Here is a 26299-nt window from a genome sequence, read left to right as displayed (position 1 = left end):
GTATTGGAATAGATTGATTTATTGAAAATGAAAGTCATTATCATTTATGATGATGACTTTCTTTTTTTAGGAGCAATCACAATGTCGTCATTGTTTGGCCCAGATGTCTGGATTGCTTTTGCAGTCACTTTTTTAGCGGGTTTAGCAACATTGGTCGGTGGTGCGATTGTCCTGTTTTTTAAGCAACCGAGCTTTCGTCTTTTATCTTTTGGTCTGGCATTTTCTGGTGGGGCGATGGTGTATGTCTCACTGACCGAGATTCTTAATAAATCATGGCATTCTTTTTCTGAAATTTTTCAAGATAAAGTCGCATATGCTTATGCCACTTTTGCATTTTTAGCGGGTGTGATTTTAGTTTTATTACTTGATCGATTTGTACCGAATCCGCACACCATGGTTGAAAAGAGCGCAAATCTGCAACTGGATCAGGCACAAATTCGTCGTACTGCTTTACTCACTTTATTGGCGATTACAGCACATAATTTCCCTGAAGGTTTGGCGACCTTTTTTGCGACTTTAGACAGCCCAACATTGGGTACGCCTCTGGCGGTTGCTATTGCGATTCATAACATTCCTGAAGGTATTGCAATTGCTGTTCCTGTTTATATCGCGACGAAAAAAAAATCGATTGCGATTATGGCAAGTTTATTGTCTGGTTTAGCTGAGCCTTTTGGAGCGGCGCTAGGGTATTTTGTCTTGGCGCCTTTTTTGGGGCCGATGGTTTATGGCATTGTATTTGGTCTGATCGCAGGGGTGATGGTGTATTTGTCTCTGGATGAATTATTGCCTACAGCTAAACGTTATTCCAAAGGACATGAAACGGTGTACGGTTTAGTTTCTGGTATGGCCGCTTTGGCGCTCAGTCTGGTGCTATTTAGGTTTGTTTAATAGCATCATGGGTGGTGATAAAAAAAGTCGCATTAAGCGACTTTTTTGATTTTACAATAATAAAAGCCATCGCCCTGTCCAGTGACTGGAAGTAACTGACGACCATGAATTTGTTCAATTCCCCAAGTTGCCTCGATTTTTATTTCTTCAGCATTGGCATGTTCAGCAAAAAACGTAACCATTTGCTGTTCATTTTCAGCTTTTAAAATCGAACAGGTGATATACAGCAACGTGCCGCCTACTTTAAGCTGTTGCCATAAATTCTGCAAAATCTGTTTTTGCAGTTCGATGGTTTGGGCTATATCACTAGATTGACGCAATAAACGAATGTCAGGATGACGACGGATCACGCCTGTAGCAGAACAAGGTGCATCCAGAACAATACAATCCAATGCTTGATTGGCTTGCCAAGTGGTTGCATCCGCAGCAATGATCTCAACATGGCTTTGATCCAGTTGTAAGCGCTGTAAATTTTCAGTGACCCGAAGTAAACGTTTCGAATCCTGATCTAAGGCAATCAAAGACTGTGGTTTAAATTTTTCTAGTATATGTGCCGTTTTACCACCTGGTGCGGCGCAAGCATCCAAAACGACTTGATCGTTTAAATCGGGTAACAGGGTGGCACAAAGCTGTGCATGTTCATCCTGTACCGAAAACCAGCCCTGTTCAAAACCTGGCAATGCTGTAATTTGAACGGATTGCTCTAAGACAATACCCACCTCTGACCAGTTGCAAGCACGTGCCTGAATTTGTTCAGCCTGAAGTTTAGCCAGATAAGCATCGCGCCCAATATGGCGCTGGTTAATTCTTAATGTGAGCGGTGCGGTTTGTTTGAGTTGCTGACATAAGTCATCGACTTGTAGCGGCCAGTCTTTTCTCAAACGTTTATACAGCCAGCTTGGAAGCCCATGCGCTTGTTGTAAATGTTGTTGAAACTCTTCAGTTTCCCGCGTAGCACGACGTAAAATGGCATTCACAATACCGCTTAAAGCATGAAAACCGAGTTGTTTACTGGCAGTAACTGTTTCTGAAATGGCAGCATGGGCAGGGATGCGCGTACACAATACTTGATATAACCCAACGTACAAACAGGTTTCCACTGTTTCATTATTCAGAGGTTTGGTCAATAAAGGTAAGGTGATCGCTTTGAGTGCATACCATTGGCGTAGGGTTCCCAATACCAGTTCATGAAACAAAGCGCGATCACGTTCTGGAATTTCACTCAGTTGCTGATGTAATAAGCTCGCTAAAGATTGACCTTGTTGCACCTGTAAAAGTGTTATCACGACTTGTGCACGTAAATTAAGTTCGGTACTTGGACGCGGAAATTGTTTCATGCCAATACTTGCCCAATATTAAGTTTTTGTGTTTGTAGAATTTGTACAGGATTTAAAGCTTTACCACCTGGCCATTGTAATGAACTCAAGCAGACTGCACCTGTAGCACAAGCGACATGTACGCCATTTTTATCTATGGCAATAATCTCACCGATTTGAGCATTTTCATTGCTGAAAGAAGAAATACTGGAATTCCAGACACGTAAGTTATTGCTCTCATCAAGCACAATAAAAGCGACAGGCCACGGATTAAAGGCTCGAATATTGCGGTCTATCTGAACCGCATCGAGCGACCAGTCAATCTGTGCTTCAGGTTTTGTAAGTTTGTGCGCATAGACCGTTTGACTCTCATCCTGAACCTGACGCGTATGCAAATAACTTTGTAGGCTCTGTTCTGACTCTAGCACTTTGCAAATGGCTTCTGCGCCTTGAGTGGCCAATTTTTCATATAAACTGGCAGATGTATCCGTGGCTTGAATATCATAAAAGGTTTTGTAGAGCATATCGCCTGTATCTAGACCTGCTGCCATTTGCATAATCGTGACACCTGTTTGAGTATCACCTTCGGCAATGGCACGTTGAATAGGTGCTGCACCTCTCCAACGGGGTAATAATGAACCATGAATATTCAGGCAACCATACTTTGGTGTATCCAAAACTGCTTGCGGCAAAATCAGACCATAAGCTGCAACGACCATGACATCTGCACCCAACTCAGCCAATTGTTGCTGAGCTGTCAGACCTTCTCCTGTCGATGCTTTAAAATGTAAAGGTTGATAAACAGCTAAATGGTGTTCAAGCGCGAGTTGCTTGACTGGAGAAGGTGTGAGTTTTTGACCACGACCTGCTTTGCGATCTGGCTGAGTGTAAACAGCAACAATCTCATGTTCTGTTTGAACTAAGGCAGCCAAAGCCGTAGCGGCAAATTCAGGTGTTCCTGCAAAAATAACTTTCACACATTCACTTCCATAAAAACTTATCGCTATTATAAGGCAAAACCGCGTTTAAGCCTAAAATCCAGTGATTATTTGCGTAATTACAATGGTTTAAATGGCATATTGGGTGCGTTTGAGCATCATTATTTTTATTAATAACAAAAGGTAATGCAAAATTAAAAAATTATTCATGAAAGTTTTGTATTCAATTTTAAACAGATCAGTTTATATTGAATCTCCTATTATCCCCATTTTATGGTTTTGTGATGAGCAGCGTGCATCGAATGTGCCTTAAAATGAAAGTCATTTTTGCTCATCGCTTAAACACTAAGCTGTAGTATGATGTAAGAATCTGCTGAAATAGCCTAATTTAGCCAGAGACCCATTTAGATTTGTCTCAAGCACAACTTGTTGGAAACGCAAATGCCTGATTATCGTTCAAAAACATCTACGCACGGAAGAAATATGGCTGGTGCGCGTGGCTTATGGCGCGCAACAGGAATGAAAGATGAAGACTTTGGTAAACCGATTATCGCGGTGGTCAACTCGTTCACTCAATTTGTTCCGGGACACGTACATCTTAAAGATCTAGGTCAACTGGTGGCTGAACAGATTCAGGCAGCAGGTGGTGTTGCAAAAGAATTTAATACTATTGCGGTCGATGATGGTATCGCGATGGGGCATGATGGCATGCTGTATTCATTGCCTTCGCGTGATTTGATTGCAGATTCTGTCGAATATATGGTCAATGCACACTGCGCCGATGCCATGGTGTGTATTTCAAACTGTGACAAAATCACCCCAGGCATGTTAATGGCTTCAATGCGCCTGAATATTCCAGTGGTCTTTGTGTCTGGTGGCCCGATGGAAGCAGGTAAAGTCAAGATTCGTGGCAATGAAAAAGCGATTGATCTGGTCGACGCAATGGTCGTTGCTGCGGATGACAGCTATACAGACGAAGAAGTACAGGCTTTTGAACGTTCGGCTTGTCCAACCTGTGGTTCATGTTCAGGGATGTTTACTGCGAACTCAATGAATTGTTTAACCGAAGCACTAGGTCTGTCTTTGCCGGGTAATGGTTCGATTGTCGCGACCCATGCAAACCGTAAAAAACTATTTGAACGTGCGGGACAATTGATCGTTGAATTGGCAAAACGTCATTATGAACAAGATGATTACAGCATTTTGCCACGTTCCATTGCTACCAAAAAAGCCTTTGAAAACGCGATGACGCTAGATATTGCTATGGGTGGTTCGACCAATACAGTGCTGCATTTATTGGCGGCGGCACACGAAGCCGAAGTCGATTTCACCATGGATGATATCGATAACCTGTCGCGTAAAGTGCCTGTGTTATCAAAAGTTGCGCCAGCGAAACAAGATGTACATATGGAAGATGTACATCGCGCGGGCGGAATTATGGCAATTTTAGGCGAGCTGGATCGTGCGGGTTTACTAGACACCTCTGTGAATAGTGTGCATGAAAAAACCTTAAAAGATGCACTGGATAAATGGGACATCATTCGTACCGAAGCACCAGAGGTCTATGAGTTCTATCGCTCTTCACCGGGCGGTATACCGACTCAAGTGGCATTTTCACAAAATCGCTATTATTCGACACTGGATGGTGACCGTGAAAAAGGCGTAATCCGTAATGCTGAACATGCTTTTTCTCAAGACGGTGGCTTGGCTGTTCTTTACGGTAATATTGCGCTTGATGGCTGTATCGTTAAAACTGCGGGTGTCGATGAATCCATTCTCAAATTTACGGGTACAGCCCGTGTTTTTGAAAGTCAGGATTCAGCCGTAGAAGCAATTTTAGGTGGTGATATTAAAGCAGGTGACGTAGTGGTCATTCGCTACGAAGGCCCACGTGGTGGCCCGGGTATGCAGGAAATGCTATATCCAACCAGTTATCTTAAATCTAAAGGTTTGGGTAAAGACTGTGCTTTGATTACCGATGGTCGTTTCTCGGGAGGGTCGTCTGGTCTTTCTATTGGCCACGTATCTCCAGAAGCCGCAGAAGGCGGTGCAATTGGTTTGGTGCATGATGGTGATACCATTGAAATTGATATTCCAAACCGTACCATTCACTTAAATGTGGATGATGCAACAATGGCGCATCGCCGTACGGTGCAGGAAGAAAAAGGTTGGCATCCTGCTGAAGAGCGTAAACGTAAAGTCTCTAAAGCACTAAAAGCCTATGCGATGCATACTACCAGTGCAGCCCGAGGTGCGGTACGCGAAGTTTAAACATACCCACTGCGTTTATAAAACACTCACTTTTGTGGGTGTTTTTTTATGGAAAACGGTCATTTCAATGTTAAAGTATAATGCATTATGCTTTTACATCCTGTTTAACCCATTGTCCGATAAAAATTTATTAGAGGCTTGATTCATGTCACTGTTACGCCGTTGGTTTGATCCTATTCGATCGAGCTGGTTTTACCAAAAACCCTCGCGTCAAGCAGTGTTATCAACCGAGCAGGGCTTGAGTATTTATTTAAGACTGGATGATGTCTATAGCTATCTTGCGGTGCAGCAACTGACCCAACTAGATGACATCTTAACTGATGAAATAAAACCGCTTAAAGTCATTATTTCGCATCAGGGTGCAGAACCTCCCAACGGCATGACTGCATTGGAATGGCAAAATTATTGTTTTAACGATGCCAAGATTTTAGCCAAACAACATCGGTTTAGTTTTGATGAAACTCCCGAACCGCCTACCTCCGAAGCATTGAGTCAAGCTGAACTGATATTAAAAAATACGCCTTTACAGGGTAAAAATTTCCTGTATTTGCTTGAAGATGTGTTTCATATGTTGTGGCAACAGCAATATGGCAAGTTGCGAACCCTGTACACCATGGCCCGCCAACAACAAACTCCGCAGAATTTTCCAGAGCGGATATTTGAAGATGTTCCTGTGGCAGCCAGTTTCTTTGAGTTCGGTGGACGAAAATATCAAGCAGTCGATGATTTACTGCGTTTGACTCGCCGTTTAAAACAGCAAAAATTATTGACTGACAATCCAATTTTTTTGATCAATCACATTGAATGGCGTGAACATTTGCTCAGTGATGCTGAAGAGTTGGCTGATATTCAAGCCATGCATCCGGAACTGGATTTGTTTATAGCGCTTGAAGATCCGATTAGCTGGTTGCTATTGGCTTATATTCGGGAAGAACTGGCTAATTATTATAATATTCAACTCACGGTTTATCCGCTCAGCTATCAGGGGCGGGATTTATTTGACTGGAGCCTCGCGACACGCTTATCCAAGCGTACCGATGTGGCATTTACCCCATTTTGCCGTCCGACCCAACCAGCCACGCTAGAGATGGCAAAATTATATTACAGCACCCCTGAGGAGCAGCGTGTCGATGCCATGTATGACATTCTTCAGGCGGTCTGGACCAAAGGGAAGGATCTTTCGTATAAGCCGCATTTTCAGGCATTACAGCAGCAGTTAGGTATCGAGTCCTTGACTCAAGAAGATGTGGCGACTTTCTTGGTCGATAATGATGCTTTCTGTCACGAGAAACATCAACCTGATTTTCCTGTCCTTGAGTTACGTATAGAAGGGCAACGTTATGTGTTTAATAGCCTGTATCGTGTCTGGATGATTGAAAGTATCTTTAACAATGTACTCGAAGAAAAATATAAAACGGAAAGTCTTGAACACTAATTGATGTAAGCGTTTTGCGAGAAGAGAATTCTCTCAAAATTTACGCAATCATTTCAAAAGCTGCCTGTATCTTGATGATCATGGCAGCTTTTTTGTTTTTTCTTGGTAAATTGTTCAACAAAAATCGTACCTGACGTTGGAAAAAGGTATGTTTTTTATGCTAAATATTTGTGTACATAATGAATGATATTTTTCTTATGAATACAAATTGCAACAGTTGGTATTCATAAGAAAATTGGAGTTCTCTTATGATGACCACATCAAATCGTGATTTAAAATTGCATCGTATTGTTATTGTGGGTGGCGGCGCTGGAGGTCTGGAACTTGCCACACGTTTAGGTAACACACTGGGAAAACGTCGCAAAGCGGAGATTATTTTAGTCGATGCTGCTTTGACGCATATCTGGAAACCCTTGTTACATGAGGTCGCAGCAGGAACATTAAACTCTTATGAAGATGAGTTGAACTATTTTGCCCATGCCAATCAACATCATTTTGAATTTTTTCTAGGCCGCTTAAAAGATATCGATCGTCAAACTCAAGAAATTGTATTGGATGTTCTACGCGATGAAGAAGGCAAGGACATTGCACCTGAACGACGCATAGGTTATGACACTTTAGTGATGGCGATTGGTTCCACCTCCAATGATTTTGGCACCTCAGGTGCTAAGGAACATTGTATCTTTTTGGATTCACGCCCGCAGGCTGATCGTTTTCAGCGCGAATTTTTAAGTATGTATCTGGAAGCCCAAGCCAATCATTTGATGCATCGCCATCAGAATGATTTGAATATTGCAATTATTGGCGCAGGGGCAACAGGTGTTGAATTGGCGGCTGAGTTACATCATGCAGCCAATGAATTTTCTAAATATGGACTGAACAGTATTGATCCCAAAGATGTCAATATTAGTTTAATTGAAGCTGCGCCGCGCATTCTGCCTGCATTGAATGAACGTGTCTCTGAACGTGCCCAGAAAGAACTTGAAGACATTGGCGTAAAAGTTCTGACAAATTGTCGGGTTACGCATATTGATGCCGATAAAGTTTGGTGTGAAGGAGATTTACAGGTTAGTGCGACATTGAAAGTCTGGTCAGCAGGGATTAAAGCCCCAGATTTTCTGAAAGATATAGCTGGACTGGAAACCAATCGTATTAATCAGTTAGTGGTCCGTCCAAGCTTACAAACCACACGTGACGAAAATATTTTTGCGATGGGCGACTGCGCTTGCTACATCCCTGAGGGTCAAGAACGACCTGTGCCACCACGTGCGCAAGTCGCCAATCAGGAAGCCATATTTCTGGCTAAAGCACTGGAAAATCGACTGAATCAAAAACCATTGGGGCAGTTTCAGTTCAAGGACAAAGGCTCACTGATTTCCTTGAGTGAACATAGTAGTGTCGGCAGTATTTTTAATAACATCAATGTTGAAGGCTTTATGGCGCGGATGATGTATGTATCACTTTATCGTTTCCATCAAGTTGCATTACATGGCGTATTTAAAACCACTTTGATGATGATGACGGATTTGCTCTCTAAAACTGCATCACCGAAACTTAAAATGCACTAATGCTGGGCAACAGCTAAATCTTTTTGATGCATCATCTAATTTAAACCACTTTCCTATGACAAGTGATCTATATGCTCGCTTGTCATAGAGATTGCTGCGCATGCTGTATTTGTGAAAAATCACAGACATTAAACACTAAACTTTCAATCAAAATACATCCTGAAAAAACACCTTTTCTTGATCTAATCTGAATTTTCAAACACGCATGAGTTGCTATTGCCTGCATCTTTATAGCTGTTTTATTTTTAAAAATAATTCAGTAACAACAATGTCATATCGTTTTTTAAATTTAAATAATTTGTATAAAACGAAATTAACTCAAACTATTTTTCACTTATAAATAGATGTATTTAAAATCGGGGGTATTTGATTTTTTATACGTCAGATTAATAAATTTAATAATTAAAATAGAATGGTTTTAAAATTTATTTAATATTTTTTCAGTATCACAGTGATAATTAAATAGTATTTAAATTGTGGTTTCGATTGTTGCTTAATATCAGAAAAAAGTAATGTATTTAATTTACTATTATTCATGTTGTTTGTTAAAGAAATAAATTTTTTATTTAAATTATTGATATTATTTAATTTTAATATTTTTATAAATAATTTTAATGTCTAAAAATAATACTTTTATTTAATTTGAATCTGTATTAAATTAAAGCTGTTATTGATTTAAGACCAGATGGATTTGTTTGTTTTAAATCATGGCCGTGGCATATTAATTGCTATATTTATTTTAAATTTTGTTATTTTTATAAAATTATGAAAATAACACTATATTTTTTGCTTTAAACAAATCTTTTAGGTTTTAAAAGCATGTCTATAGTTATTAATTGATGCAGCAATCAAAACGATTTTTTTATAAGGGATATTTCATGTTAAAACATCTTCAGTTCGTATTCGCCCCAATCGTACTTTTAACTATGGCGCCACATATTTTTGCAGGCGAAGTGCTAGACAGAATTAAGCAAAAAGGTTCGATTACCCTCGGTTATCGTGAATCAGCGGATCCTATTTCTTATATCGCAAATGGTAAACCCGTTGGCTATGCACTTGATATTTGTCACAATGTGGTGACAGAAATTAAAAAACAACTTAAAACTCCACAATTAAAAATTGAATACAAAGCTGTCAATTCTACGAGTCGTATTCCAGAGGTTTTAGCGGGAAATATTGATATTGAATGTGGAACGACCACCAATAATAAACAACGTCAGCAACAAGTGGCGTTTTCTACCAGTTATTATGTGGCTGATGTTCGTATGGCAGTTAAAAAAACATCGAATATTCAAACCTTAAAGCAATTAAATGGCAAAGCTGTCGTGACTGTACAAGGGGGAAATCCTGAAAAATATTTAAAAATGAGTGCTAAAAAAGCGAATATCAAGATTATTTCATTAGGTGGGAAAGATCATGCCGATGCATTTTCAATGCTATCTTCAGGTCGCGCAGCAGCCTTTGTAAACGATGATATTGGTCTTGCAGGTTTAATTGCCAAGTCTGCGAATCCTAAAGATTATGAAATTGTCGGTCCTACTTTGTCTTCTGAGCCTTATGGCATCATGTTTGCCAAAACTGATCCTCAACTCAAAAGTATTACTGATGGCGTGGTCAATCAGATGTGGAAATCTGGTCAAATGGATCAACTTTATAAGAAATGGTTCCAGTCGCCAATTCCACCTAAAAATATAAACTTAAATTTGGCGCCAAGCGGCTCTTATAAAGCATTAAAAGCTAAACCAAATGATGTGGGTATTTGAGACTAAATTGAAAGTGAATATTGACCTGAATTGAGTACGTGTTGCGCTGTTGACTGTATTTTTTAATTCATAGTGTTAATTTTCAAATTTATCAACCATTGCAAAAAAGCAATGGTTTTTTATTTTGGCTTTCATCATATAGCCTCAATCTTTGCTTGAGCCCATCTACCAAAAACATGAATAGGAACTTTTACCTGACTCCATTAGCATAATCTTGTTCAAATTACAGAGTCCGTTGCTGATGGAAATGTTGGCTTTAGTCATCATGGTATTTATGTTAGCAGGCATGGTCAAAGGTGCCTTGGGTTTGGGACTGCCTACCGTCGCAATGGGATTGCTGACCCTTGTGATTGCACCATTTCAGGCGGCTTCTTTGCTGATTATTCCCTCCATGATTACGAATTTTTGGCAATTGTTTGCCGAAGGTCGGGTCTGGAGCCTGATTCAACGTTTTTGGTTGTTGTTACTTGGGATTATTATCGGCACTGTATTTAGTTTTTTACCGACTTTAAGTCAGGCGACAGGTAAAACCAGCGAGGTTTTATTGGGTGGGATGCTGATCGTATATGGTCTATATGGTTTATGGGTGAAACAACTCCCCAATCTCGCACCTTATGAAAAATGGTTATCGCCCATTATTGGTTATTTGGGGGGCGCTTTAATTGTTTCAACAGGTGTCATTATTATTCCAGCGGTGCCTTATTTGCAGTCTTTGCGTTTGAAACGGGATGATTTGGTACAGTCATTAGGTTTGGTTTTCACCTTATCGACGATCTGTCTGGCTATTTATTTACAACTGCACTCCACAGGAACTATGCCGATTGATTATCGTTTGGCATGGATCGCAGTGATTCCAGCAGTTTTCGGGATGTGGCTTGGGCAAAAATTACGTTATCGCATACCTGAGCAACGTTTTCGCCGTTTTTTCTTTATTGGACTGATTTTATTGGGTGCTTACATGGTTGTACATTAAGCGTTCATGGGCTGAGGTTTATTTTCGAGTAAGAACTGGGCAAAATCTTGATAGCTTGGAGAAAGATTAGAAAAATGACGAGCAGCTAACAGTAATTTGCGATTTGCCCATGCACCTGTGAGCGCAATTGTAGAAAAAGCATAAAGTTTTTGTAAATGTGAAGCAGCACGAAGCGGCATAATCGCGACACCGACACCATTGGCGACCACTTGAGCCATCGCACTAAAGCTAGGTAAGCGTAAACGATAGTGCAGTTGGTGATGAAGATGTTTGGCTTGCGTTTCGATCGATTGTTGTAATGAATGATGTGCCAAAAGCCCAATAAAATCTTCCTTTAAAATTGCTGCAAAATTCAATTGTCGATGTGTGGCTAAGGGATGATCTGGTGCGCAAATAAAGACCAATGGATCTTCAGCAAAAACGTGTGTTTCCAATGCATCATTTGGGGCAAAAAAACTGGAAATCAGTCCTAGTTCTGCCTGACCTTTTTGTAATGCAGCAATAATGTCATTACTCTCTGCTTCATGCAATTCAATCTGAAGTTGTGCATGTTCGATCAGATATTTGGGCAATAACATGGGTAAATATTCGCTTTGTGCAGATGAATTACACCATAAAGTCACTTGCTGTGTGGTTTTACGCTGGAAAGTCTGCATCTCTTGTTCTAATGCGTCGAGTCCATAGATCAGATATTGTGCATGTTGTAATAGGGTTTGACCTGAAATCGTCAATTCAACGCCTGTCGCATGACGAATAAACAAGGCGCTGTGAAAATGTCGTTCGAGTTTTTTAATGCGTTCACTGGCTGCCTGTAAAGAAATAGCTGAACGTTCAGCCCCTTTAGTCAGACTGCCTGTATCCACCACATGTAAAAAAAGTTGAAGATCAAAAAAATCAAAGCGCATAAGCCATTCAGTGAGTATTAAGCATGACAAAGTCATGATAACCAAAAATGCTTGATTCAAGATTTAATTTCATAAAAAAAGCAGCCTTATGGCTGCTTGAAGATTCAAAAATGAATATTTTAGCTTTTATCTTTTAGACCAAATAACCAATTGAGTAAAATCGCCGCAAACGTTGCGGTGCCGATTCCGCCTAAATTGAAGTTGCCAAACATGAGTTCAAAGTTACCTGCACCCAAAATAATCGTGACCGCAGCAACAATCAGATTTTTGTTGTTGGAAAAATCAACTTTGTTTTCAAGCCAGATTTTTGCCCCTGCAATGGTAATTAAACCAAAGACCACAATTGAAGCACCTGTCAGCACGGCGCTTGGAATGGTACTAATCACCGCACCAAATTTAGGCGATAATCCGAGGAAAATTGCAAAGATCCCTGCAATCACAAAGACAATAGTGGAATAAACACGAGTGACTGCCATGACCCCAATATTTTCACCATAGGTGGTCATGCCTGGCGCGCCTACACTACCTGACAATGTCGTGGCGATCCCATCAGCGACAAAAGCCTTACCCAGATAAGGAGTTAAGTCTTCACCTGTCATGGCACCGACTGCTTTGATATGTCCCAGATTTTCAGCCACTAAAATGAGGGCAACAGGTGCAATAATCAGCATGGCATTGGTTTGAAAGGTAGGTGCAGTTAAGCTGGGTAAACCAAACCACGGTGCAGCCGAAATTTGTGAAAAGTCAATCGCTTGACCCCACCCAAGACCATTGGTGGCAATCGCATAAATCAGATAAGCGATCAGTAGACCAATTAAAAGCAACAGTCGCTGTAATAGCCCGCGTGTAAATACCGCGATAATGCCCATACACAAAACTGTAATCAGCGCCATCCACATATCAAATGGATGACCAGCCACTGCTTTTACAGTCACAGGTGCCAAATTTAAACCAATAATCATGACCACAGCACCCGTAACGACAGGTGGCATCAATTTTTCAATCCAGCGCGTTCCTGTCAGCATGACCATAAAACCAATAATCGCATAAATCACACCACAGGCGACAATACCACCGAGTGCAACGCTAATATTCGGATTTGCACCTGAACCTGTGATATGGCCTGTCGCAGCCGCTACAACACCAATGAATGCAAAGCTCGAACCCAGATAACTCGGAACACGACCGCCTGTCATACAGAAAAATAAGATGGTACAGATGCCTGACATCAGGATCGCAAGATTTGGGTTAAAGCCCATAAGTAACGGAGCCAATACGGTCGAACCGAACATGGCAAATGCATGTTGAATACCTAAAACTGCACTTTGAGCAGGTGGAAGGTACTCATCGGTCGCCACAGGACGATGATCAATCTGCCCTTGATACGGACGCCATTTTGGAAACCAAGTGGACATAAAATAAACTCTAATTGTTTTAGCTGGCGCACATCATACTCTTTCTTTGATGATGGTTTAATTGATTTCTGAGCAACTGGTAAAGTAAGGCATTTGATTTATCTTTTATTTTTACCAAATGGTAAATTTATGGAAAATTTAACTCAAAGATATATCAGAAGATTGAGGACATGAATTTATAAGAAAAATAGAGGATCAGATCTGACCACATATTTAAATGTGAGCGAAAAAATTGTAAACATGCAGGGGCTAAATGCATGTAGGCAATCTCTTATTAAAGAAAAATGGCCTACATACTATTTAAAAAATGACTTTAGCCTGTATTACGCAGCCCTGCTGCAATGCCCGCAATACTGACCATTAACGCGTGATCAACAGGAGTATGTTCAGCCTGTTCAACATTTAAATAACTTCTACGCCGTTTCATGAGTTCTGCCTGTAGCAGATGTAGCGGAAGCAAGTAGGTTTTGCGCACACGCATGGCTTGATCCAGCACTTCATTATTGCTGAGTAACTTGGATTCACCTTTCATGGCAAGTAAGGTCTGGACTGCATCTTTCAGACGTTGGCGTAGTTCAGTACCTAGTGCTTTTAAATTTTCATCCTGAGTCAAATGCGACTCATAATACAGGGCAATACTGCCATCCGATTTGGACAATACCATTTCCAGCATATCGATAAGGGTTTGGAAATACGGCCACTCATGTAACATTTCGTCCAATGTCTGTTTTTGGCCTGCATCAATAATCTGATTAATCGCGGCGCCAGTCCCCAACCATGCAGGTAACATCAGACGAATTTGTGTCCATGCGAATACCCATGGAATTGCACGAAGCGACTCAATTCCACCACTGACTTTACGCTTAGCAGGACGCGAGCCTAATGGCAACATTTGTAATTCAAGCTCTGGTGTAACGGTACGCAGATATTGCACAAAATAAGGATTTTCACGCACAGTTTCACGATAGACCTGCACCGAAATATCGGTCATTTGATGCATCAGTTCGCGCCATTCCTGTTTAGGAATAGGAGGTGGTAATAAGGTCGCTTCAAGCGTTGCCGCGGTATAAATTTCCAGATTTTGTAAGGCAACTTCTTCCAGACCAAATTTAAAACGAATCATTTCGCCTTGTTCAGTCACACGAATAGCCCCAGAAATAGAACCAGGTGGCTGTGAAAAGAGCGCTTGCTGTGTCGGTGCGCCCCCACGACTGATCGAACCGCCACGACCGTGAAACAGGGTAAGTTGAATTCCGTGTTGTTTCGCAACGGCAGTCAATTCTTCCTGTGCGCGATATTGCGCCCAGTTCGCCGACATAAAACCTGCATCTTTGGCCGAATCTGAATAGCCAATCATGACTTCGTGCTTGCCATGAATATGCTGTTTGTACCACGGCATATTGAACAGTGTATTCATGGTCGCTGCTGCGCCGTCCAGATCTTTCAGGGTTTCAAATAATGGCACCACACGCAGAGGATGCAAAATGCCCGCTTCTTTTTGTAGCAGTAATACTGCGAGTACATCACTGGCATATTCCGCCATCGAAATAATATAAGCACCCAAACTTTCAGGGGGTTGAGCGGCTAAGGTCTGCATGGTCGCAAACACTTCTTTGACATCAGGATGTTGAATCAGGCTATCTTGTGGTTCGTCCAAATGTCGTGGAAGTAACGGACGCTTACTTTGTAATTCCTGAATTAAAAAGTTTTGCCGAGCCTGTTCTGTCCACGATTCAAAATTACCTAATCCCAAATATTCCGTAATCGCTGAGATGGCTTGACGATGTCGCCCTGATTCCTGACGAATATCCAGTTTGAGTAGTTCAATACCAAAACAATTTACCCGATAGATAAAGTCCAGTAATTTACCATTGGCAATTTCTGGTAAATTCGATTCGATCAGCGAGCGATGGCACAGCAATAATGGCTCAAGCAATTCACTTTTGGTCTGGATAATCTGGCTATCATCGGCTTCAAAACCTTGTAACTTTTGTGCCAACCAGTGTCGTGTCGCTTTAAGGCGTTGGCGGGTGTCACGTAAATATTCGCGGTACGGTTCAGGATGTTCATAGCCTAAAGCCTGTTTCAGCTCATCCGAACAAGCCTGAATAGACAGCTCCCAACGTAAATCTTCGATATCACGTAGATATAAATCTGCGGCTTGCCAGCGTGATAACCACAAGACTTCTTGTGTAACGCTGTGAGTCACGTTTGGATTGCCATCACGGTCACCGCCCATCCAAGAGGCAAAACGAATCGGTGCAATTTCTAGTGGTAATGAGTTTTCGCAATGTGCTTGAACCAGTTCATTCAGTTCACGTACAAACTTGGGAACCGCATTCCATAAGGTTTGTTCGATGGTGGTAAAACCCCATTTGGCTTCGTCTACAGGGGTTGGACGGTTATGACGAATTTCATCGGTTTGCCAAGCTGAACAGATCAATTCTTTAAGATTATTTAACACTGCCTGACGTTCACGCGGCGTTAATTTTTGCTGATCCAGTCGTGCCAGATCTTCATTGATATCGTCATATTTTTGAATGAGGGTACGGCGACTAACTTCGGTTGGATGCGCGGTCAATACCAGTTCAATTTTAAGCTGACAGATTTGGTCAAATAGTTGTTGTGCTGAAATCTGCCGCTCTTTAAATTTGGTAAATAAGTGTACCAGTGGATTTGGTGAGGGTGCATTTTCATCAAACTCACTGCGACGACGGCTACGCACTACATTATATTGTTCTGCAATATTGGCAAAATTAAGAAATTGCGAAAAGGCACGGGTTAATGGCAGGATTTCTTCATCCTTAAGCCCCCAGAAAAGTTGTTCCAGCTTTTTTTCGGCTTCTGCATGACCATCACGTGCACCTTTGGCGAGGGCGCGAATTTGCTCAACCTGATTAAACAAATCTTGTCCTGCGTGCTGTTTCAGGGTTTCTCCCAGTAAATTACCCAGTAGACGCACGTCCTCACGTAAAGGAGCATCAATTTGTTGAATCATGGCGTTAGCTCTCCTGCTTTGGTTCTTTTGACTATACCCCGATTCAATGACATTCCAAGTCTAGAGCGTAAAAATATATGAATTATTGTTTAAAAAATTAACACTTATACAAGAACCAACGCAGATGCAAAAAATGGCATCGGTCACAATACGCCAAAGGTCTATACCTGATATTTCAACATAAAAATTCCGATGGCATCATTCACAATATCGCCAATTTCTTCGTTAGAAGGCACGTCAGTAATACCGAGTAAAACCTGATGATGTCGAATACCCAATAACAGTGCCAATGTCAGTTCTGTTTGTTTAAGGGGATTATCCTGACGAATCAATTTTAAACTGGCTGCCTGAGTGAAAAATTCACATAACGCATCAAAAAGCGGTTGATGGGAAGCCTCAAAAAAATGTTGAGCCAACGGACTTTTTTCGGCAGCAAGCTCAAGTAACACATGTTCAAGTTTGATCGCTTCTGGTAAATAAATCATCTTCAGCGTGCACTCACAAACGTCTGAAAATACTTGTAAAAAATCACTCTGTGCGGTTAAACAAAAGTGTTGTTCGGAAATGCATTCTGCGCAGGTTTCCTGAATGGCACAGGTAAATAGACTTTCTTTATCCTGAAAATGATTATAGACCGTGAGCTTGGTCACACCAGCATCTTTGGCAATCTGGTTCATACTGGAGCCGTGATAGCCCTGTTTTAATAAAAGTGCCTTTGCTGCCTCTAAAATATGGGCTCTTTTTTCCAGATCTTTTGGTCGACCAATCGTATTTTGCACAAAAAATCTCTTAAATAAATTTAAAAAATAAAAACTTATCTCATTTTATATAATTAATGTACCGTTGGGTATATTAATTAAAAAACAAACAAATTAAGATACTGCTTATATTGTGCCTTAAAAAACAAATTTGAATAAGAGCGAAGGGTTATGACCGCGATAAAACTGACAAGTTTAAGTATATGGGTAGTATGTCTAATTACATTGGGTGGGTGTAATCAGCAAGCGCCTGAAGCAGAACAAATTCCTTATGTCATGGTGACACAACCCTCAGCGAGCATGAATGAACAGAAAAGCTATGCAGGCGAAGTACAGGCGCGTCAGCAAACGGCTTTGGCTTTTCGGGTGGACGGACAGATTACTCAGCGTTATGTGGATGTAGGTGATCGGGTCAAAGTTGGGCAAGTCTTGGCCAGGCTGGACGTAAAAGATGCCCAGTTACAAATGAATGCCGCTAAGGCCCAACTTGAAAGCGCCCAGTCTTCGGCAAAAATCGCCAGTGAAGAATTAAAACGCTTTCAACAACTTTTGCCTTTAAATGCCGTGAGTCGCTCTCAATTTGACAGCATCAAAAATCAAAATGATGCAGCGCAGGCCAGTTTACAACAGGCTCGTTCCAATTATGAAGTTGCAGCCAATCAGACAGGATATAACCAACTGATTGCCAATAAAAACGGCGTAATTACCCAGCGCGAAATTGAAATCGGGCAAGTGGTTGCGGCGGGACAAGCGGCTTATCAACTGGCGATTGATGGCGATCGTGAAGTGGTCATTGGCGCTCCTGAACAGGCGATGACTGAACTAAAAGTAGGGCAACCTGCATGGATCACTTTGTGGTCACAGCCTGAACAAAAGTATGCCGCTTATGTCCGTGAAATATCGCCTGCGGCAGATCAATCGCGTACCTTTAGTGTCAAAGTCGCATTACGTGAAGCTCAGCCTTCCATTCAACTTGGACAAAGTGCCCGTGTATTTTTTAACAATACCCAGCACGATGTCCTCAGTGTGCCTTTATCCAGTGTTTCTGCAAATCATCAACAAGCCTACGTTTGGGTGGTTAATCCGAATCAGACCATTCATAAGGTTGCGGTGAGCTTAGGTGCTTATGGACGCGATAGTGTTCCTGTATTGTCGGGTCTAAACGCCAATGATTACGTGGTGGTAGGTGGTGTCCATCTATTGCATGAACAACAAAAAATTCATCCAATCGATCGTGACAATCGTCCTGTGCAAATTGCCTCAGGAGCGAAGCCATGAAGTTTAACTTATCCGAATGGGCGCTGAACAATAAAGGCATCATTTTATATCTGATGTTGCTCTTGGCCATTGTGGGGATTTTTTCTTACTCAAAATTATCACAAAGTGAAGATCCACCTTTTACCTTTAAAGTGATGGTAGTTCAAACCTATTGGCCAGGTGCGACGGCACAGGAAGTGTCTTTACAAGTCACAGATCGCATTGAAAAAGAACTGATGACCACAGGTCAGTATGAAAAAATCATGGCCTATTCCAGACCGGGTGAATCGATGGTAACTTTTGTTGCCAAAGATTCGCTCAAGTCCGATCAGATTCCAGATGTCTGGTATAACGTACGTAAAAAAGTAGGAGACATCAAACAGCAACTCCCCGCTGGCGTACAAGGGCCATTTTTTAATGATGAATTTGGTGACACCTTTGGCAATATCTATGTACTGACAGGCAAAGACTACGACTATGCCGTGTTGAAAGAATATGCTGATCGTTTGCAATTACAATTGCAACGCGTCAAGGATGTGGGCAAGGTCGAGTTGGTGGGCTTGCAGGATCAAAAAATCTGGATTGAACTGTCCAATACCAAAGCAGCACAGCTTGGAATTCCTGTGACTGTGATTCAAGAGGCATTGCAAAAACAAAACAGTATTAATAATGCAGGTTTCTTTGAAACAGGCACAGACCGCATTCAGATTCGGGTCACAGGCGCATTACAAAACGTTGATGATCTTAAGCATATGCCGTTATTGATCGGCAATCGAACCATACAATTGGGAGACGTCGCAGAGGTCTATCGTGGTTTTAGCGAACCCGCCCAACCGCGCATGCGTTTTATGGGAGAAAACGGTATTGGCATTGCCGTATCGATGCGTAAGGGTGGAGATATTATTGCGCTCGGCAAAAATCTACAAAGTGAATTTGATCATTTACAAAAGACCTTGCCGCTTGGCATGCAACTCAAAAAAGTATCGGATCAGCCTGTTGCTGTACAACGTAGTATTCATGAATTTATTAAAGTTTTGACCGAAGCTGTGATCATCGTATTGTTGGTCAGTTTTTTCTCGCTAGGTTTCCGTACAGGATTGGTGGTGGCGTTGTCCATTCCACTGGTGTTGGCCATGACCTTTGCTGGTATGAATCTGTTTGATGTCGGACTGCATAAAATTTCACTGGGGGCCTTGATTCTCGCACTAGGGTTATTGGTAGATGATGCCATTATTGCAGTCGAAATGATGGCAATCAAAATGGAGCAGGGCTATAGCCGTATCAAAGCCGCAGGCTTTGCATGGAAAACCACCGCCTTTCCGATGCTGACGGGTACTTTGATTACTGCGGCAGGTTTTTTACCCATTGCTACAGCCAACTCTAGTACCGGTGAATATACCCGTTCGATTTTTCAGGTGGTGACCATTGCCTTGATTGTGTCGTGGTTTGCGGCGGTACTTTTTGTACCTTATCTGGGGGAAAAGTTACTGCCAGATTTTAGCAAGATGCAACAAACTGCGCCTTGGTATCAGCGACTTTGGGCAAGGTTACGCCATCAACCTGCGCCTCAGCCTGTTCAACATCATGCAGGTGAAAGCCATGATCCCTATCAAAGTGCCTTTTATTTACGCTTTCGTAAAATGGTCGAAACTTGCGTGAGCTATCGTAAAACAGTGATTATTACGACGGTTTTAATTTTCATTGGCTCCGTCCTGTTATTTAAACTGGTTCCGCAGCAGTTCTTTCCGCCATCGAATCGTGCTGAAATTTTAGTCGATTTAAAACTGGAAGAGGGTGCATCACTCACTGCCACCGAACAGGCGGTAAAAAAGGTCGAGCAATTCCTTGCCCAGCAAAAGGGGATTGATAATTATGTGGCCTATGTTGGGACAGGCTCGCCACGTTTTTATCTGCCGCTCGATCAACAACTACCACAAGCCAGTTTTGCTCAGTTTGTGGTGTTAGCGTCTTCCCTGGATGATCGCGATGAAATTCGTAAATCTCTGGATACACAAATCAAGAAACTATTACCTCAGGTCAGAACACGAGTGTCATTGTTGGAAAATGGGCCTCCAGTCGGCTATCCATTGCAATATCGAGTGTCTGGAGAGGATATTAATTTAGTCCGTGAATGGGCCCAGAAAGTAGCGAAAATCGTAGGGCAAGATCCAAATACCACCAATGTGCATCTGGATTGGGGAGAGCCAAGCAAGATCATTGAGCTGAATATCGATCAGGATCGAGCGCGTCAAATGGGCGTAAGCAGTCAGGATTTGGCCAACTTTTTAAATAGTTCGATTACTGGTGCGGTGATTAATCAATATCGTGAAAAACGTGAATTGATTGAAATTCGTTTACGTGGCGACCAAAAGGAGCGGGTCGATGTCGCTTCATTATCCAGTCTTGCCATTCCGACCAGTCACGGCAATAGCATACCCCTCGCCCAAATTGCCAAAATCCAATACAAGTTTGAAGATGGTCTGATCTGGCATCGTAATCGCTTGCCAACCATTACTGTCCGCGCCGATATTCGTAGCCATTTACAGCCTGCGACCGTGGTCGATCAGCTGTCAGAAAAGATGGATCAATTACGTGCGCAGCTACCTAATGGCTATCTGGTAGAAGTTGGCGGAACGGTTGAAGAATCTGCTAAAGGACAAAGTTCAGTCAATGCAGGCATGCCGTTATTTTTAGCGGTGGTGATGACTTTATTGATGATTCAATTGAAAAGTATCTCACGTTCTATCATCGTGTTTTTAACCGCGCCACTCGGACTCATTGGCGTGACGCTATTTTTATTGTTGCTCAATAAGCCTTTCGGTTTTGTTGCGATGCTCGGCACCATTGCGTTATCAGGAATGATCATGCGTAATTCACTGATTTTAATTGACCAGATTGAACAGGATATTGCAGCAGGGCACGATCCGTGGACTTCAATCATTGATGCGACAGTCCGCCGTTTCCGCCCGATTTTATTGACTGCACTTGCTGCCGTATTGGCTATGATCCCATTATCACGCAGTATTTTCTTTGGTCCGATGGCAGTTGCAATTATGGGTGGATTGATTGTTGCGACCTTTTTAACCCTGTTTTTCTTGCCTGCATTGTATGCAGCATGGTTTAAAGTGAAAAGAGCAACAAATTTGTCATAATTTTTTACGAATAAAAGATGCGAAATATTGAAAATTTCAATATAGTAGCATCTTATTGTTAAGACAAAAAATGACAGCAGAATTTCACCGCATAAAAAGATAAGGTGAAGACTGTGAGTTGAGGTTAAAAGTACATGGGGCAGAACAATCTAGTACAGCATCGCCGTTACATTGCAGCATCTTATGTGTGCATGTTTCTGGGGTTGTTTACGATTCTTTTTGCCGTGATTGCTTATTTCCTTGCACGTAAAATTGCCATGATTGACGGTGCTGAGGTCTGGATTCATACACATGCGCTGTGGATTATGCGTAGCGTGGTGATGTTTCTGATGCTGGCTGTATTTGCGGCTTTATGGTTTATCCCTTTGATTTTCTTCGTTTGGAATAGCGCACTCTGGGTAACGGCATGTGCGATTGCCGGTGTAGTATTTTCAGCCATTGCTTGGTTATATTTGTTGAACGCTTGGATTAAAGGCCTTGCAAAATATGCGAGAAACAAAGCTGTTTTTTAGAAAATTCTAATTTTTTTCAGTTTCCCCCCTTGTAAATCCGACTAAAACCCCCAACTTAGTCGCAGGTTAAGTATATTTTAAATTCCGTGAGGAGCGTCGCCAGATATGGCTAAACGAGATTATTATGAGGTTTTAGGCGTTTCGAAAACCGCGAGTGATGATGAGATCAAAAAAGCCTATCGTAAGTTGGCGATGAAGTATCATCCAGATCGTAACCCCGATAACGCAGAAGCTGAAGAAAAGTTTAAAGAAGCTTCCGAAGCTTATGAAGTACTGTCCGATGGCGAAAAGCGCAGCATGTATGACCGTATGGGTCATAATGCCTTTGAAGGTGGCTATGGCGGCGGTAGTGGCGGCTTTGGTGGTTTTAGTGCAGAAGATATTTTCAGTCAGTTTGGCGATATCTTTGGCGGTGCATTTGGTGGCGGTGGCCGTCAGCAACAACGCCAACGCCGTGGTTCCGACCTACGTTACGTGATGGAACTCTCCCTCGAAGAAGCGGTTCGTGGTGTCAAAAAAACCATTACCTTTACTGCACCAGCACCGTGTGATGTCTGTGATGGTAAGGGTTCTAAAAATCCAAATGATGTTGAAACCTGTAAAACCTGTCATGGTACAGGTCAAGTGCGTATGCAGCAGGGCTTCTTCTCGGTTCAGCAAACCTGTAGCACTTGTCGTGGACAGGGTAAAATCATTAAAAATCCATGTAATAGCTGCCATGGTTCAGGGGTAAAAGACCGTCAACAAACCCTAGAAGTGACGATTCCAGCAGGGGTCGACAATGGCGATCGCGTTCGCTTAACAGGTAAGGGCGAAGCAGTACGTGATGGTCAGGCGGGTGATCTATACGTGGAAGTGGTAGTGCGTGAGCATGACGTGTTCCAACGTGATGGTGCAGACCTTTATATGGATGTGCCTGTTAGTATTGCCGATGCTGCTTTGGGTAAAGAGATTGAAATTCCAACGCTTGAAGGTCGTGTTAGCTTAAAAATTCCAGAAGGCACTCAAACAGGTAAATTGTTCCGTTTACGTGGCAAAGGTGTACGTCCAGTACGTAGTAGTATGGTTGGGGATTTACTCTGCCGTATCGTGGTGGAAACTCCAGTGAATCTTACCAGCCGTCAGCGTGAGTTGCTGAAAGAACTACAAGCGACACTGGATGGTGATGAACATAGCGCATCATCCAAGAAAAAATCTTTCTTCGATCGTTTATTTGATTAATTCAAGTTGATTGCAAAAAAATCTGCCCATTTGGCAGATTTTTTTATGCTTAAATTTTAGCGAGCGATAAGAGTTTGGTATAGTAGATCGCATTGTCAACGCTTTTAATGATTTAGGAACAGATTATGTCAGCATCTCCACGCATTGGTGTATTGGGCGCAGGTGGTCGTATGGGGCGCACCCTGATTCAAGCCGTACAACAGGCAGGCTATCAGTTGGCCGCGGCGGTCGAACGTCCAGAAAGTAGTTTAGTGGGCAGCGATGCAGGTGAGCTGGCAGGGATGGGTCATATAGGCGTCAAGGTCGCTGGCAGTTTGGCAGATGTATTAACAGACTGTGATGTCGTGATTGACTTTACCGCACCATCAGCCACTGAACAGCATTTGAAGCTATGTGCTGAAGCTGGTGTGGCGATGGTGATTGGCACCACAGGCTTTTCCGATGCACAAAAACAATTATTGAATGATACTGCTACTCAAACGCCTGTGGTGTATGCTGCTAATTATTCGGTTGGTGTCAATGTTTCCATTAAGCTATTAGAACTTGCAGCTAAAGTCTTTGGGGATAGCGTTGATATTGAAATTATTGAAGCGCATCATCGTCATAAAGTCGATGCACCATCGGGTACTGCCCTGATGATGGGCGAGGCGATTGCAGAGACTTTAGGGCGTGACCTGAAACAGGATGCTGTTTACTGTCGTGAGGGTCATACAGGACCACGGGAACGTCAAAGCATTGGTTTTCAAACTATTCGTGGTGGAGATATTGTCGGTGAACATACAGCTATGTTTATTGGTGAAGGGGAACGGGTTGAAATTACCCATAAAGCTACCAGTCGTATGAATTTTGCAGCGGGTGCAGTACGTGCTGCGGCATGGGTCGTGGGTCGTGAAGCACATAAATACGATATGAAAGATGTACTGGGATTTAATGACATTCAGGTGTAATTGCAACCGTCATCACCGCTAAAAAATAAAATCGATTTGAGAATAAAATGAATAATAAATCATGGATGTTGGCATGCACTTTGAGCCTGAGTAGTCTCATAGTGCATGCAGGACCTGCAACTGAAGCTAAACTAAGCTTAGACAAGAATAATATTAAGGTCTGGACCTATCAGACTGCAAATAATCCTGTCATTCAGTACAAAGCAGAAACGACATTTGATGTTTCCATTGAGCAGGCTGTTGGACTGATTCTCAATGTAGAATATGCATCGAAATGGGTACCTTATGTCAGTGAAACCAAAGTGTTATCACGTGATGACAAAAAGGGGGAGTTCATACTGTATATGGTGCTTGATTTTCCATTTCCATTAAAAGATCGGGATTTGGTGGTGAAAGGCAAAATGTCCAAAACCAGCGCAGGTATCATTAGTATTAAAAACAATGCGATGACGGGTTATTATCCTGCGCAAAAAGACCGAATTCGTTTAAATAAATATGAAGGCGACTGGACTTTCCAAAAACTTGGAGCCAATAGGGTGAAGGTCAGCACCAGTGGCTATGCTGACCCAGGTGGATCGATCCCCTTGAGTTTCGTGAATATGTTTGTGCAGCAACAGCCTTATCAAATGTTGATGAAAATGAAAATGGAACTACAAAAGCCCACAAACTTTTCGGCAAAATTGCCTGATATTTTAAAATAAGTAAAGTGCCCATAAGGGGCACTTTCTCTATTAAGCTGAACATTGCTGCTTGGTTCGAATCGTTGATTTATTGCGTTGTATCTGTAGCAAAATCAAGACTAAGCCGAGCCCTGCCAATCCTGCACCAGCAAAACAAACAGCGACATAACCCAGATCTAAACTGAGCACTAAACCACCGACCGCAGCGCCAATGGCATTGCCCAGATTAAATGCGCCCACATTAATTGATGAAGCCAGTCCAGGTGCCGCATGAGCCATTTTCATGACCCGCATTTGGACGGGTGGAACTAGCCCAAAAGCTGCAACTCCCCATAGCGTCAGACCGAAAGCTGCTCCCAGTTGTGTCTGCGCCAACCAGGGAAAACAGAGCATGACGATAACGAGCAGACTAAAAAATCCTATCAGGGTTTTATTGAGTGCAAGATCTGCCAACTTACCACCCAAGTGATTTCCAATCGAAAAACCAACCCCGATTAACACTAGCATTAGCGTAATGAAAGTCGGTGAGGCCTGATTAAAATAAGTGAGTGCTGGGGCGATATAGGTATATAAAGTGAACATGGCACTAGCTCCGAGCACAGTCGTCAACAATGCCATGAGGACGGAAGGTTGTATTAGTACCTTTAACTCTGCTTTAACATCTGGACGTTGGGCTGGAGCAGCCTTGGGCAACGCTTGATATAACGACCACATGGTGACTAAACCGAGGGTGGAGATTGCCAAAAAAGACAGTCGCCAGCCAATATTTTGACCGAGCCATGTCGCCAAAGGTACACCACCAATATTGGCAAGGGTAAGCCCCATAAACATGGCAGCTACTGCACTGGCCTGTTTATGTACGGGCACGACACTAGCTGCGACTACGGAACCAATACCAAAAAAAGCGCCATGATTAAGGCTGGTGATGAGTCGGGCAATCATTAGACTCCAATAGTTTGGTGCAATTGCAGCGAGTAAATTGCCCAGTGTAAATAATGACATCAGTAAAATGAGTGCTTTACGTCGTGAAAAGTGTCCAAAGTATAAAGTCATGATCGGCGCACCAAGCATCACCCCCATAGCATAACCTGTAATCAAAAGACCAGCGCGAGGAATACTGACACCCAAATCATGAGCAATATTGGGCAATAATCCCATCGGAGAGAATTCAGTGGTGCCGATCGCAAATGCACCAATTGCTAAAGCCAACAAGGGTAAATTGCGGTTCATGAGGATCTTCCTAAGATTGTCGTCATAAGGGGGGGTAAATATGCAATCTGCATGCTTAAGCGCCTTATCAAT

Annotated in this window: 19 protein-coding genes; 12 read left to right on the top strand and 7 right to left on the bottom strand. The window is 42.3% G+C overall.

Going from position 1 to position 26299, the window contains the following annotated elements:
* The first annotated feature begins 81 nt into the window (after positions 1 to 81).
* On the top strand, positions 82 to 888 hold the full coding sequence (gene zupT, locus F944_RS02295) for a zinc transporter ZupT (RefSeq protein WP_004986165.1): 807 nt from the start codon (positions 82 to 84) through the stop codon (positions 886 to 888).
* Positions 889 to 920: 32 nt separating this feature from the next.
* Here zupT and rsmB read toward each other — a convergent pair whose 3' ends face one another.
* Positions 921 to 2225, bottom strand: coding sequence for a 16S rRNA (cytosine(967)-C(5))-methyltransferase RsmB (gene rsmB / locus F944_RS02290; RefSeq protein WP_004986164.1), 1305 nt, complete (start codon positions 2223 to 2225; stop codon positions 921 to 923).
* Entirely contained in the window at positions 2222 to 3181 is a 960-nt protein-coding gene (gene fmt, locus F944_RS02285; protein ID WP_004986162.1) for a methionyl-tRNA formyltransferase, read from the bottom strand. The genes rsmB and fmt overlap by 4 nt, the downstream gene beginning before the upstream one ends.
* Positions 3182 to 3583: 402 nt before the next feature.
* Here fmt and ilvD point away from each other — a divergent pair, with 402 nt between their 5' ends.
* The 5 genes from ilvD to F944_RS02260 all read left to right on the top strand — a co-directional run bounded on the left by ilvD (position 3584) and on the right by F944_RS02260 (position 11152).
* On the top strand, positions 3584 to 5413 hold the full coding sequence (gene ilvD, locus F944_RS02280) for a dihydroxy-acid dehydratase (RefSeq protein ID WP_010588979.1): 1830 nt from the start codon (positions 3584 to 3586) through the stop codon (positions 5411 to 5413).
* A 145-nt stretch (positions 5414 to 5558) separates the two neighbouring features.
* On the top strand, positions 5559 to 6848 hold the full coding sequence (locus tag F944_RS02275) for a hypothetical protein (RefSeq protein ID WP_004986159.1): 1290 nt from the start codon (positions 5559 to 5561) through the stop codon (positions 6846 to 6848).
* 248 nt (positions 6849 to 7096) lie between these two features.
* A complete protein-coding gene (locus F944_RS02270; RefSeq protein ID WP_004986156.1) occupies positions 7097 to 8416 on the top strand; it encodes an NAD(P)/FAD-dependent oxidoreductase in 1320 nt (439 codons plus the stop codon).
* Between the two features lie 878 nt (positions 8417 to 9294).
* Positions 9295 to 10179, top strand: a complete 885-nt coding sequence (locus F944_RS02265) for an amino acid ABC transporter substrate-binding protein (protein WP_004986155.1) — start codon at positions 9295 to 9297, stop codon at positions 10177 to 10179.
* A 241-nt stretch (positions 10180 to 10420) separates the two neighbouring features.
* Positions 10421 to 11152 (top strand): sulfite exporter TauE/SafE family protein, encoded by a 732-nt coding sequence (locus tag F944_RS02260; protein WP_004986152.1) that lies wholly within the window; start codon positions 10421 to 10423, stop codon positions 11150 to 11152.
* Here F944_RS02260 and F944_RS02255 read toward each other — a convergent pair.
* From F944_RS02255 to F944_RS02240, 4 genes are all read right to left on the bottom strand, one after another.
* Entirely contained in the window at positions 11149 to 12057 is a 909-nt protein-coding gene (locus F944_RS02255; RefSeq protein ID WP_010588978.1) for a LysR family transcriptional regulator, read from the bottom strand. The two genes, F944_RS02260 and F944_RS02255, sit on opposite strands and share 4 nt — an antisense overlap.
* Positions 12058 to 12176: 119 nt before the next feature.
* On the bottom strand, positions 12177 to 13472 hold the full coding sequence (locus F944_RS02250) for a solute carrier family 23 protein (RefSeq protein WP_004986144.1): 1296 nt from the start codon (positions 13470 to 13472) through the stop codon (positions 12177 to 12179).
* A 313-nt stretch (positions 13473 to 13785) separates the two neighbouring features.
* On the bottom strand, positions 13786 to 16470 hold the full coding sequence (gene ppc, locus F944_RS02245; RefSeq protein WP_004986142.1) for a phosphoenolpyruvate carboxylase: 2685 nt from the start codon (positions 16468 to 16470) through the stop codon (positions 13786 to 13788).
* A 161-nt stretch (positions 16471 to 16631) separates the two neighbouring features.
* Positions 16632 to 17249, bottom strand: a complete 618-nt coding sequence (locus F944_RS02240; protein WP_004986140.1) for a TetR/AcrR family transcriptional regulator — start codon at positions 17247 to 17249, stop codon at positions 16632 to 16634.
* A 150-nt stretch (positions 17250 to 17399) separates the two neighbouring features.
* On the opposite strand from F944_RS02240, the gene F944_RS02235 reads away from it, so the two are divergent.
* The 6 genes from F944_RS02235 to F944_RS02210 all read left to right on the top strand — a co-directional run bounded on the left by F944_RS02235 (position 17400) and on the right by F944_RS02210 (position 25018).
* Complete coding sequence (locus tag F944_RS02235; protein WP_004986138.1) at positions 17400 to 18506, top strand: efflux RND transporter periplasmic adaptor subunit; 1107 nt, start codon at positions 17400 to 17402, stop codon at positions 18504 to 18506.
* Positions 18503 to 21637: an efflux RND transporter permease subunit gene (locus F944_RS02230; RefSeq protein WP_004986137.1), complete on the top strand. Its 3135-nt coding sequence runs from the start codon at positions 18503 to 18505 to the stop codon at positions 21635 to 21637. Before F944_RS02235 ends, F944_RS02230 begins: the two co-directional genes overlap by 4 nt.
* Before the next feature lie 134 nt (positions 21638 to 21771).
* A complete protein-coding gene (locus F944_RS02225; protein WP_004986136.1) occupies positions 21772 to 22149 on the top strand; it encodes a hypothetical protein in 378 nt (125 codons plus the stop codon).
* Between the two features lie 105 nt (positions 22150 to 22254).
* On the top strand, positions 22255 to 23370 hold the full coding sequence (dnaJ, locus tag F944_RS02220) for a molecular chaperone DnaJ (protein WP_004986133.1): 1116 nt from the start codon (positions 22255 to 22257) through the stop codon (positions 23368 to 23370).
* A 125-nt stretch (positions 23371 to 23495) separates the two neighbouring features.
* On the top strand, positions 23496 to 24317 hold the full coding sequence (gene dapB, locus F944_RS02215) for a 4-hydroxy-tetrahydrodipicolinate reductase (protein WP_004986131.1): 822 nt from the start codon (positions 23496 to 23498) through the stop codon (positions 24315 to 24317).
* 47 nt (positions 24318 to 24364) lie between these two features.
* On the top strand, positions 24365 to 25018 hold the full coding sequence (locus F944_RS02210; RefSeq protein ID WP_004986129.1) for an START domain-containing protein: 654 nt from the start codon (positions 24365 to 24367) through the stop codon (positions 25016 to 25018).
* A 30-nt stretch (positions 25019 to 25048) separates the two neighbouring features.
* Here the strand turns inward: F944_RS02210 and F944_RS02205 are convergent, their stop codons facing one another.
* Complete coding sequence (locus F944_RS02205) at positions 25049 to 26227, bottom strand: MFS transporter (protein WP_004986126.1); 1179 nt, start codon at positions 26225 to 26227, stop codon at positions 25049 to 25051.
* Positions 26228 to 26299 lie beyond the last annotated feature (72 nt).

It is taken from the genome of Acinetobacter ursingii DSM 16037 = CIP 107286 (assembly GCF_000368825.1).
Lineage (GTDB): Bacteria > Pseudomonadota > Gammaproteobacteria > Pseudomonadales > Moraxellaceae > Acinetobacter > Acinetobacter ursingii.
This window is presented reverse-complemented; position numbering and strand designations above follow the sequence as displayed.

Bases quoted from the DNA above. Each gene is read 5' to 3' on its own strand.
- zupT (WP_004986165.1), top strand. From the start codon at position 82: ATGTCGTCATTGTTTGGCCCAGATGTCTGGATTGCTTTTGCAGTCACT.
- rsmB (WP_004986164.1), bottom strand. From the start codon at position 2,225: ATGAAACAATTTCCGCGTCCAAGTACCGAACTTAATTTACGTGCACAA.
- ilvD (WP_010588979.1), top strand. From the start codon at position 3,584: ATGCCTGATTATCGTTCAAAAACATCTACGCACGGAAGAAATATGGCT.
- F944_RS02275 (WP_004986159.1), top strand. From the start codon at position 5,559: ATGTCACTGTTACGCCGTTGGTTTGATCCTATTCGATCGAGCTGGTTT.
- F944_RS02270 (WP_004986156.1), top strand. From the start codon at position 7,097: ATGATGACCACATCAAATCGTGATTTAAAATTGCATCGTATTGTTATT.
- F944_RS02265 (WP_004986155.1), top strand. From the start codon at position 9,295: ATGTTAAAACATCTTCAGTTCGTATTCGCCCCAATCGTACTTTTAACT.
- F944_RS02260 (WP_004986152.1), top strand. From the start codon at position 10,421: ATGGAAATGTTGGCTTTAGTCATCATGGTATTTATGTTAGCAGGCATG.
- F944_RS02255 (WP_010588978.1), bottom strand. From the start codon at position 12,057: ATGCGCTTTGATTTTTTTGATCTTCAACTTTTTTTACATGTGGTGGAT.
- F944_RS02250 (WP_004986144.1), bottom strand. From the start codon at position 13,472: ATGTCCACTTGGTTTCCAAAATGGCGTCCGTATCAAGGGCAGATTGAT.
- ppc (WP_004986142.1), bottom strand. From the start codon at position 16,470: ATGATTCAACAAATTGATGCTCCTTTACGTGAGGACGTGCGTCTACTG.
- F944_RS02235 (WP_004986138.1), top strand. From the start codon at position 17,400: ATGACCGCGATAAAACTGACAAGTTTAAGTATATGGGTAGTATGTCTA.
- F944_RS02230 (WP_004986137.1), top strand. From the start codon at position 18,503: ATGAAGTTTAACTTATCCGAATGGGCGCTGAACAATAAAGGCATCATT.
- F944_RS02225 (WP_004986136.1), top strand. From the start codon at position 21,772: ATGGGGCAGAACAATCTAGTACAGCATCGCCGTTACATTGCAGCATCT.
- dnaJ (WP_004986133.1), top strand. From the start codon at position 22,255: ATGGCTAAACGAGATTATTATGAGGTTTTAGGCGTTTCGAAAACCGCG.
- dapB (WP_004986131.1), top strand. From the start codon at position 23,496: ATGTCAGCATCTCCACGCATTGGTGTATTGGGCGCAGGTGGTCGTATG.
- F944_RS02210 (WP_004986129.1), top strand. From the start codon at position 24,365: ATGAATAATAAATCATGGATGTTGGCATGCACTTTGAGCCTGAGTAGT.
- F944_RS02205 (WP_004986126.1), bottom strand. From the start codon at position 26,227: ATGAACCGCAATTTACCCTTGTTGGCTTTAGCAATTGGTGCATTTGCG.